The sequence below is a fragment of the Stenotrophomonas sp. GW821-FHT09E08 genome, from assembly GCF_059416125.1.
The window spans coordinates 1-1,708 of sequence record NZ_JBWKOO010000034.1; the positions used below are offsets into that span (position 1 = coordinate 1).

At 67.0% G+C, this 1,708-nt stretch carries 2 protein-coding genes; both read left to right on the plus strand.

Annotated elements, in window-relative coordinates; translation table 11 throughout:
- Positions 1 to 531: fimbrial biogenesis chaperone (locus AC07M7_RS21085; RefSeq protein ID WP_495208219.1), on the plus strand; the 531-nt coding region annotated here is incomplete at its 5' end.
- A gap of 92 nt (positions 532 to 623) precedes the next feature.
- On the plus strand, positions 624 to 1,708 hold a 1,085-nt coding region (locus AC07M7_RS21090; RefSeq protein WP_495208220.1), incomplete at its 3' end, for a fimbria/pilus outer membrane usher protein.

The following is a 1,708-nucleotide window of genomic DNA, read 5'->3' on the forward strand; positions in this document are numbered from 1 at the left end:
ACCGCCGATACCAGCGATGCACCGTTCGTGCTGACGCCGCCGATCGCGCGCGTCGAGCCGGGCCGCAGCCAGGCGCTGCGCCTGATCTTCTCCGGCGCGCAGCTGCCGACCGACCGCGAGTCGGTGTTCTGGCTCAACGTGCTGGATGTGCCGCCGTCGCCGGACAACGCCGACAACAGTGGCGAACAGAATTACCTGCAGGTCGCGTTTCGTTCGCGCCTGAAGCTTTTCTACCGGCCGCAGGGCCTGAAGGGCGTCGCCAACGACGCGCCGGCTGCACTGCGCTGGACCCGCAATGGCGACCGCCTGCGGGTGGAAAACCCGAGCCCCTTCCACGTCACGCTGGCTGAAGTGCATGCCGTGACCGGCAGCAGTGAAAAGGCCGTCGAGGACAAGGGCGCGATGGTCGCGCCGAAGCAGAGCCTGGAGTTCGCCGCACCGGCGGGCACCGACCAGGTCCGCTTCATCACCATCAACGACTACGGCGGCCGGGTGGAACACACCATCCGCCTCGGCAGCACCGGGGGCTGAACGCGCCGCGCCGGCCCATGGCCTGCGCATCCCGCCACCGCCGCCGTGCGGCGAATTGAAGGAATGTCAGTGTGATCGGAAACAGATTGACATTGTCGATCCATCAGGCGCTTTGCCTGTTGGTTGCTGGCGTGGCCTGCCCAGGATGGGCGTTGGCTGCCCCGGCCAATCTCGGCGAACAGGCGCTGATGGCGCAGAGTGGTGCGGCCAATGCGCGTGCACCGGAATCGGCCCAGTTCAACTCCAGCTTCCTGTCCGGCCAGGCCAAGCAGGTCGACCTGGCGGCCTTCAGCAACGGCAACCCGATGGTGGCCGGCACCTACCGCGTCGACGTCTACGTCAACGGTGCGTGGCAGGGCCGTCGCGACCTGCAGTTCAAGGCCGATGCGCAGGGTCGCGTCGACGCCTGCCTGCCGCTGCCGATGCTGGAAGAAATGGGCGTGGACAGCGAGGCCGTGCTGCTGCAGCAGGACCCGTCCGTGCCGGCCGACAAGACCAGCTGCGTGCCGGTGCAGCAGCGCATGAGCAACGCCTACGGCATCTATGACAGCGGCAACCTGCGCTACGACCTCAGCATTCCGCAGGTGTTCCTGCGCCGCGAGGCGCGCGGCTACGTCAACCCGGCGCTGTGGGACCGCGGCATCAATGCCGGCTTCGTCGGCTACAGCTTCAATGCGATCAACAGCGACAGCCGCGTCGAAGGTGGCCAGCGCAACCGCAGTGCCTACCTTGGCCTCAATGCCGGCCTGAACCTGGGCGGCTGGCAGTTCCGCCACGACTCGAACCTGACCTGGTCCGAGGGTGACGGCCGCCATTGGCAGAGCATCGCCACCTACGCACAGCGCGGCATCCCGCAGGTGCGCGGCATGCTCACCATCGGTGAGGCCTACACCACCGGTGAACTGTTCGATTCGATCGGGTACCGCGGTGCCAGCCTGGCCAGCGACGACCGCATGCTGCCCGACTCGCTGCGCGGCTACGCGCCGGTCGTGCGTGGTATTGCTGAAACCAACGCGCGCATCGAAGTGCGCCAGAATGAGCAGTTGATCTACTCCTCGACGGTGTCGCCGGGCAGCTTCGTCATCGACGATCTGTACCCAACCGGCTATGGCGGCGACCTGGACGTGAGCGTGATCGAGGCCGATGGCCGCCGCCGCGAATTCAAGGTGCCGTTCGG